This window comes from Bacteroidota bacterium (genome assembly GCA_034439655.1).
In the GTDB taxonomy this organism is placed as follows: Bacteria; Bacteroidota; Bacteroidia; order UKL13-3; family UKL13-3; genus CANJUD01.
The window spans coordinates 1-6,091 of sequence record JAWXAU010000200.1 but is presented as its reverse complement, the minus strand read 5'-3'; the positions used below and the strand labels follow the sequence as shown (position 1 = coordinate 6,091).

Below are 6,091 nucleotides of genomic sequence, written 5' to 3'. Positions count from 1 at the left end.
GTTATTTTGCCACCCCGCCGCAGCGGGCTGCTGTAAATAAAAAAGGGCAGCATTCTAAGTTTTAAAATTCGTGTTTCAAACCTTTATATTTATTAGAATTATGAAAGAGGTCTATTGTAGTTCGGCATTACCATTCTACAAACCAAATCCGCCGCTGGCAGAGAACTATTTTAGTTTAAGAATTGGTATAATAATAGAATTGAGCATGCACAAGTCCTGTAGGAACGCACTTTTCCTTAACTTAATGACATTGCCGATAGGGACGACTTATTAGCAACTAAAAAACCGAACTAGATACCTAAAGTCCCTTTTGGGGCGATATATAGAAAAACGTTTCTAAAGAGGATACAATAACAGAAAAAAGCATTATAATTGTACCATGTATTTTCAAAAGAAATATAAAGCTACCCGAGCACACAATATGCGGGATTGTGACGTCGGCGGCCTCCTCGCAATGACGCGTAAGGGGACACAAAAGTATTATATATTATATATTTTCATTCTTTTTTCAAATATTATAACTGCTCAATCATGGATGCGGCCACCCATAGACAGCCCCTTATACCTAAGCGGAAATATGTGTGCCTTGCGTGGCGGACATTTTCATTATGGAATAGATTTACCTACTAATAATACCGAAGGTTGGCCCATTAGAGCCGTGGCAGATGGATATGTATCAAGAGTGAATATATCGCCTTACGGATATGGGAATGCTTTGTTTATTACACATTATAATGGTTATGTAACGGTATATGCACATTTGAGTAAATATGATGAAACGATATTTAAATATATATTGGCACAACATTATAAAAGACAAAGTTTTTCTTTAGATGTTTTTCCGCAAAAGAATTTATTGAAAGTAAAAAAAGGAGATATTATAGCCTATAGTGGAAATAGCGGCGGAAGCACAGGTCCTCATTTACATTTTGAAGTACGTGATGCGGGTAATATGCTCGTGAATCCGCAATTGTTTTTAAATATACCTGATACTGCCAAGCCTGCTATCCAAAATATATACATAGTAACTAATGATTATCAAAAAATATTGTTGGATGAAGATAATGCTTCGGGTACAGAAACATATAATAATCATTTGTATACCCTATATTATGTTCCCGAAGGAGAAATCTATTTAGAAGCAGAAATATTTGACCGACAATTCTTTTACGAAAACAAATTATCGCCTCAAGATGTGAAATTGTATCAGAATGGGAAACTCATCTACCACAGTAATTTCAAGACTTTCGGCTTCCACCACGATAAATATATAAACCGCCATGTGGACAATACTTATTTGTGGGACAGCGGTAAATATTTGCAGAAACTATGTATTGATAAAAATAATTTTGCTCCGTTTTATGATAGAAATTTAGGCAATGGAAAAATGAATATAAAAGTAGGGGAGGGACAGTTTATACAAATTGTGGTTTCTGATGCCAAAGGGAATGAGTATAGTGGCTATATAAAACTAGTGGGGGTTGAAAAGGCGAAAAAAAGTATTAGCGAAGACTATAATGTTTTTCCAGATTCAATTACCGAAATATATGATAATGCTAAAACTACGGTATTAAAAATAGATGCAGGTTCCTTAGATTTCCCCGCTTCTTTTTATCTAAAGTATGCTGACGAAGGAAAATTTTTATACTCGTCTGGCAATATTTTAATTGCTAATAACGAAGGACAATCTATTTCATTTATCAAACCAGCGTCTTTTAGTATACCATTGCCCAGCATAGGTTCTAATGTTCCGAAAAGCAAACTTTTGTTAGCAGAAATTACTAAAAACAAGGTCGCAGTTCCAATACAAACTAAAATTATTGAGAAAAGAATTACAGGCATTATATATCATACTGGAACTTATAAAATAGTGTCGGATATCAATAAACCATATATAGAATTTTCAGAATCAAAAAATAATAAGATTATATACAATATCGCCGACGATTTATCAGGCATAGCAAGTTACAGCATATCTATTAATGGCAAATGGGTTTTAGCAAAATATGATGTAAAAGCAGGCAAATTAATATATGATAAAGATGCGTATTTAATCAAAGCTGCAAAGTATAATATTATAGTATATGTTTGCGACCACAAAGGCAATTGCGAAGTATTACAACAAACTATTACAGAGTTTTAGTTCAGATATGCTTGTGGTTTGGTTCGCTGCGGCGAATCGCCAACCGCAAATTAATGTATAAATTTCCTACCTTTGCACCATGGTACTTCACACACCCGCACATTGGAAAGAGTATGAACTGATAGATTGTGGTAATTTCTCCAAGCTCGAACGATTTGGAAATTATATACTCATGCGTCCCGAGCCACAAGCCGTGTGGGAACCTGTGATGAATCACCAGGAGTGGCGTAAACAAGCCCATGCCGAGTTTATACAAAAAGGCAGTTATGCAGGTGAGTGGAAAACGTTTAAACAAATTCCCGATCATTGGAATATGAATTACAAACACAAAGGATTAGATTTAACCTTCCGTCTCAGCATGACAGGATTCAAGCATGTAGGAATATTTCCTGAGCAAGCTGTGAACTGGGATTTCTTATATAATTTTTATACAAAACACCAAAGCAAAGAGCAGGCGTCTTTCTTAAATTTATTTGCCTATACAGGTGGTGCATCTATTGCTGCCAAAGCCGCAGGAGCCGATGTGATACATTGCGATTCCGTAAAACAAGTAGTAAGTTGGGCTCGACAAAATATGGAACTAAGTAAACTTGATAATGTGCGTTGGGTAATTGAAGATGCTCTCAAATTCGTGAAACGCGAAGTAAAGCGTGGTAAAAAATATAATGGTATCGCTCTCGACCCACCAGCCTATGGCATTGGTGCCAATGGGGAACGGTGGAAATTAGAAGAAAATATAAATGAGCTTATATATGAAACTGCTCAATTGCTTCACCCTACCAATTATTGTTATATATTGAATTGTTATTCGTTGGGCTTTTCAAGTTTGGTGGTTGAGAATTTATTACAATCGCATTTTCCCAAACACCAAGGCCGCGAAACAGGAGAAATTTGCTTACAAAGCAAAACGGGATATAAGTTACCGCTGGGAGTTGTAGGAAGATTGGAAAGTAAATAGTTTAAATCATTCTGATACTTCTTTTGTACACGCCTCCCTGATCCTGACTTATCGGGATTCAGGGTCTCAATAAAATGCTGAAACAATCCCGATAAATATCGCGGACAGCATCACGCTGACGCCTGATTTCGCTTGTCCATGCTTCCCCGAATATGTTCGGGGCCACCAACCATTATACTTTACGCTTGAGCAGTTGGCCCGCCAAAATTCATTGGGAACGGGGGCATCTCAGTGCTTTCAATCTCACCAAACCCATCTTCGAATTTTTGAATATTGTCTTGCAAAGCTACCAATAATCTTTTGGCATGTTGAGGTGTTAATACAATTCTCGATTTTACACGAGCCTTAGGCACACCTGGCATAATGCGTACAAAGTCTACCACAAATTCGGTATTGCTGTGTGAAATAATGGCAAGGTTTGAATAAATACCTTCGGCCACATCTTCATTTAATTCTATGTCTAATTGTTGTTGTTGATTTTCCATACTGCAAAAGTAATATATAGGTTTGGTAAATTTAGGGAAAGATTTGGCTAATAGAGAGCAGCTATGTGAACATTGTACGTTAAATTAATCATAGTGAAATCTACATTTTGCAATTAAGATTTCCTCTTCTTTTACTTTGTATATTAATCGATGTTCATCATCTATTCGTTGTGACCAAAATCCTTTGTATTTGTGTTTTAATGGTTCTGGTTTTCCAATTCCTGAAAATGGATTTCTCGAAATATCTATTAAAAGATCATTGATGCGGGACAGCATTTTTTTATCTGTTTTTTGCCAATATAAATAATCTTCCCACGACTCATCAACAAAGATATACTTCATTCTCAAATGAGTTTTCTTTCTTTAGATTTCCCTTTTGAAAGTTTTTCAATAGCTGAATCAAGTCTTTGTTCATTTATTTTAGAAGACAATTCATGATTTGTTGCCAATAACGAATTATACTCCCCCAAAGAAATAATAACGATACCATTGTCCTTTCCTCTATTGATAATAAGGGTTTCAAAGTTTTTTGAAACGCGATCAAAGTATTTTTTAATGTCTTTTCTAAAATCAGATATGGTTGTGGTGAGCATAAATTATGTACATGTTTAGGTACAAAAATAAGTTCTAATTTTACCAAATCAAAATTTTATTTCTCAAGCGTCAATAACAAAACAAAATCCTTTTCATTTCGATCTCCGTCTCACCACTATCTCGCATATTAATATTTTTAAGCTCACAAGTATTCTTCATGCGGCTCAATAATGGTGAAAATTGAGCCTTATTTTCTACTGGCATGAGCTACAAATTTTTGGATTTACTGCGTTTCTATATGTCAAGTACAATTCTAATATTTGCTTTCAGAACCAGAATTTGATCTTTGGTTAATTTACCAAGCTTTTTAATCAATCGTTTATTATCTATTGCTCTAATTTGGTCCACCAAAATATCACTTGGTTTGTCAAGTTGGTCTTTTTTTAAATGAACCCTTAATAACAATATTTCACTCTTTACTTTAAAAGTTATTGGGCAAATTACTGTAGATGGATGAGCGTCATTTAACAGATTTGTCTGAATAATAACAACAGGTCTAGTTTTGCCAGGTTCTGTTCCTTTTGTGGGATTCAAGTCTGCAAGCCAAATATCAAATTGATTAATCTCCATCAATCAACTTTTCAAATTCACGCAAAATTTCCATGGAATCATTACTAGTTAGAACAGACTCTTTCGAAAGTTGCGTTTTAAGAAGACGTCTTTTATTAAAGAGATTATATACTTTCACAGCCTCGTTTATGTAACGATTTCTTGCAAGTTTTAACTTTGAAGTCATCTCCTCCGCATCGTCAAAAATTTGGTCATCAAGTTTTAATGATAAAGTTTTCATTTGAAATGTTTTTACAAAGGTATACCTTATTAGTATATACCGCAAGAATTATTTTTTATTATTGGATTGTGTAGTCAGGTGTTTCACCTGACTAGCATAATGTCGTATAGTCAGGCTTTTTTTTTACCTAAATTATCCGAATAATATGTTTATTCTTTTCCCTAGTCCAAGTTCAAAAATTCGATATAGGGTTGAAAGTTGAATATCACATTTTCCATTTTCAAGTCTTGATATATAATACCGACACTCAATATATAATAGTCCAAAAGGAAGGGACTAATCCCCCCGCATCCCGATAATTATCGAGATTAAGCGGGGCTTTCGGGATGTAGTTCGGCATTACCAATTCTTAACCAAAAATAGTCCAAAGACTATTTTTGGTTAAGAATTGGTATAACATTCTAAAAACTAAATCCGCCACAGGCGGAGAACTATTATAGTTTAAGAATTGGTATAAATTAATCTGCTAAACTTGGTATAGTTGCGATTAGAATTGGCAGTATCTTTTTTTTAAAATCAGTGAATCATATAACTAATAAATGAAGTTGTGTAATATCTATTTGATTAAGGGCCTCCATTTTTGCATTTAATAATTCATTAAAAATACTAAATTATGAAAATCTTAGGAATAGTAGTCATTATCGTTGGCGTAGCGATGTTGTTTATAACAGGATTCAATTTTGTAACCGAAAAAAATGTGGTTGATGCAGGTGTCATACAAATAAATCAAAAAGAAAATCACCCTGTGGCATGGTCTCCTATTATAGGAGGAATTTTAATCGTTGCGGGTATTGTAATAGTTGCTATCAATAGAAATAAAAAGTAAACAAAAAATTATAATCAATTTTATGCTGGTTCTAACTATTGTTATCGAGGGCGTTGTATCTTATTGAATTTATCTCTTCCAATATAACATACTTCTTTTTTATCTTTGCTATGGTATAGAGCAATTCCTCCTAAAACAGATGTATCATTTGTTTCAGGGTTGCCAAGCAATATCCATTCATCAGGATAAAGCTTTTTCAATAGACCTCTTTCATAATTCAAATAAGAAAAGCCAAATTATAACGGACACTTTATTTTATTGTAGTATCGCTCGCCGCGAACTCCGATAACTATCG

General features: G+C 34.3%; 10 protein-coding genes and 1 pseudogene. 3 read left to right on the top strand and 8 right to left on the bottom strand.

Translation table 11 applies throughout. The features are described 5' to 3' along the window. Window positions 1-379 precede the first annotated feature (379 nt). Both SGJ10_14750 and SGJ10_14745 read left to right on the top strand, forming a co-directional pair. Window positions 380-2,143 carry a M23 family metallopeptidase gene (locus SGJ10_14750; protein MDZ4759382.1) on the top strand — a complete coding sequence of 588 codons (1,764 nt, stop codon included), beginning with the start codon at window positions 380-382 and terminating at the stop codon, window positions 2,141-2,143. Between the two features lie 79 nt (window positions 2,144-2,222). Beyond that, window positions 2,223-3,101: a class I SAM-dependent methyltransferase gene (locus tag SGJ10_14745; GenBank protein ID MDZ4759381.1), complete on the top strand. Its 879-nt coding sequence runs from the start codon at window positions 2,223-2,225 to the stop codon at window positions 3,099-3,101. 179 nt (window positions 3,102-3,280) lie between these two features. Here SGJ10_14745 and SGJ10_14740 read toward each other — a convergent pair whose 3' ends face one another. The 7 genes and pseudogenes from SGJ10_14740 to SGJ10_14710 all read right to left on the bottom strand — a co-directional run bounded on the left by SGJ10_14740 (window position 3,281) and on the right by SGJ10_14710 (window position 5,213). Continuing rightward, window positions 3,281-3,586: a DUF3467 domain-containing protein gene (locus tag SGJ10_14740; GenBank protein MDZ4759380.1), complete on the bottom strand. Its 306-nt coding sequence runs from the start codon at window positions 3,584-3,586 to the stop codon at window positions 3,281-3,283. An 84-nt stretch (window positions 3,587-3,670) separates the two neighbouring features. Then, window positions 3,671-3,928 carry a Txe/YoeB family addiction module toxin gene (locus SGJ10_14735; protein ID MDZ4759379.1) on the bottom strand — a complete coding sequence of 86 codons (258 nt, stop codon included), beginning with the start codon at window positions 3,926-3,928 and terminating at the stop codon, window positions 3,671-3,673. A 2-nt stretch (window positions 3,929-3,930) separates the two neighbouring features. After that, on the bottom strand, window positions 3,931-4,179 hold the full coding sequence (locus SGJ10_14730; GenBank protein ID MDZ4759378.1) for a type II toxin-antitoxin system Phd/YefM family antitoxin: 249 nt from the start codon (window positions 4,177-4,179) through the stop codon (window positions 3,931-3,933). Window positions 4,180-4,249: 70 nt separating this feature from the next. Then, window positions 4,250-4,384, bottom strand: coding sequence for a hypothetical protein (locus SGJ10_14725; GenBank protein MDZ4759377.1), 135 nt, complete (start codon window positions 4,382-4,384; stop codon window positions 4,250-4,252). Between the two features lie 30 nt (window positions 4,385-4,414). Beyond that, the gene (locus tag SGJ10_14720; GenBank protein ID MDZ4759376.1) at window positions 4,415-4,750 is read right to left on the bottom strand and encodes a type II toxin-antitoxin system PemK/MazF family toxin; all 336 of its coding nucleotides are present in this window, start codon (window positions 4,748-4,750) and stop codon (window positions 4,415-4,417) included. Beyond that, window positions 4,740-4,970 carry a hypothetical protein gene (locus SGJ10_14715; protein ID MDZ4759375.1) on the bottom strand — a complete coding sequence of 77 codons (231 nt, stop codon included), beginning with the start codon at window positions 4,968-4,970 and terminating at the stop codon, window positions 4,740-4,742. Before SGJ10_14715 ends, SGJ10_14720 begins: the two co-directional genes overlap by 11 nt. 132 nt (window positions 4,971-5,102) lie before the next feature. Further along, window positions 5,103-5,213 (bottom strand): annotated as a pseudogene (locus tag SGJ10_14710) (transcriptional regulator). Between the two features lie 370 nt (window positions 5,214-5,583). Between SGJ10_14710 and SGJ10_14705 the strand changes: the two are divergent. Further along, window positions 5,584-5,796: a hypothetical protein gene (locus SGJ10_14705; protein MDZ4759374.1), complete on the top strand. Its 213-nt coding sequence runs from the start codon at window positions 5,584-5,586 to the stop codon at window positions 5,794-5,796. 41 nt (window positions 5,797-5,837) lie between these two features. Here the strand turns inward: SGJ10_14705 and SGJ10_14700 are convergent, their stop codons facing one another. Continuing rightward, window positions 5,838-5,996, bottom strand: a complete 159-nt coding sequence (locus tag SGJ10_14700) for a hypothetical protein (protein MDZ4759373.1) — start codon at window positions 5,994-5,996, stop codon at window positions 5,838-5,840. Window positions 5,997-6,091 lie beyond the last annotated feature (95 nt).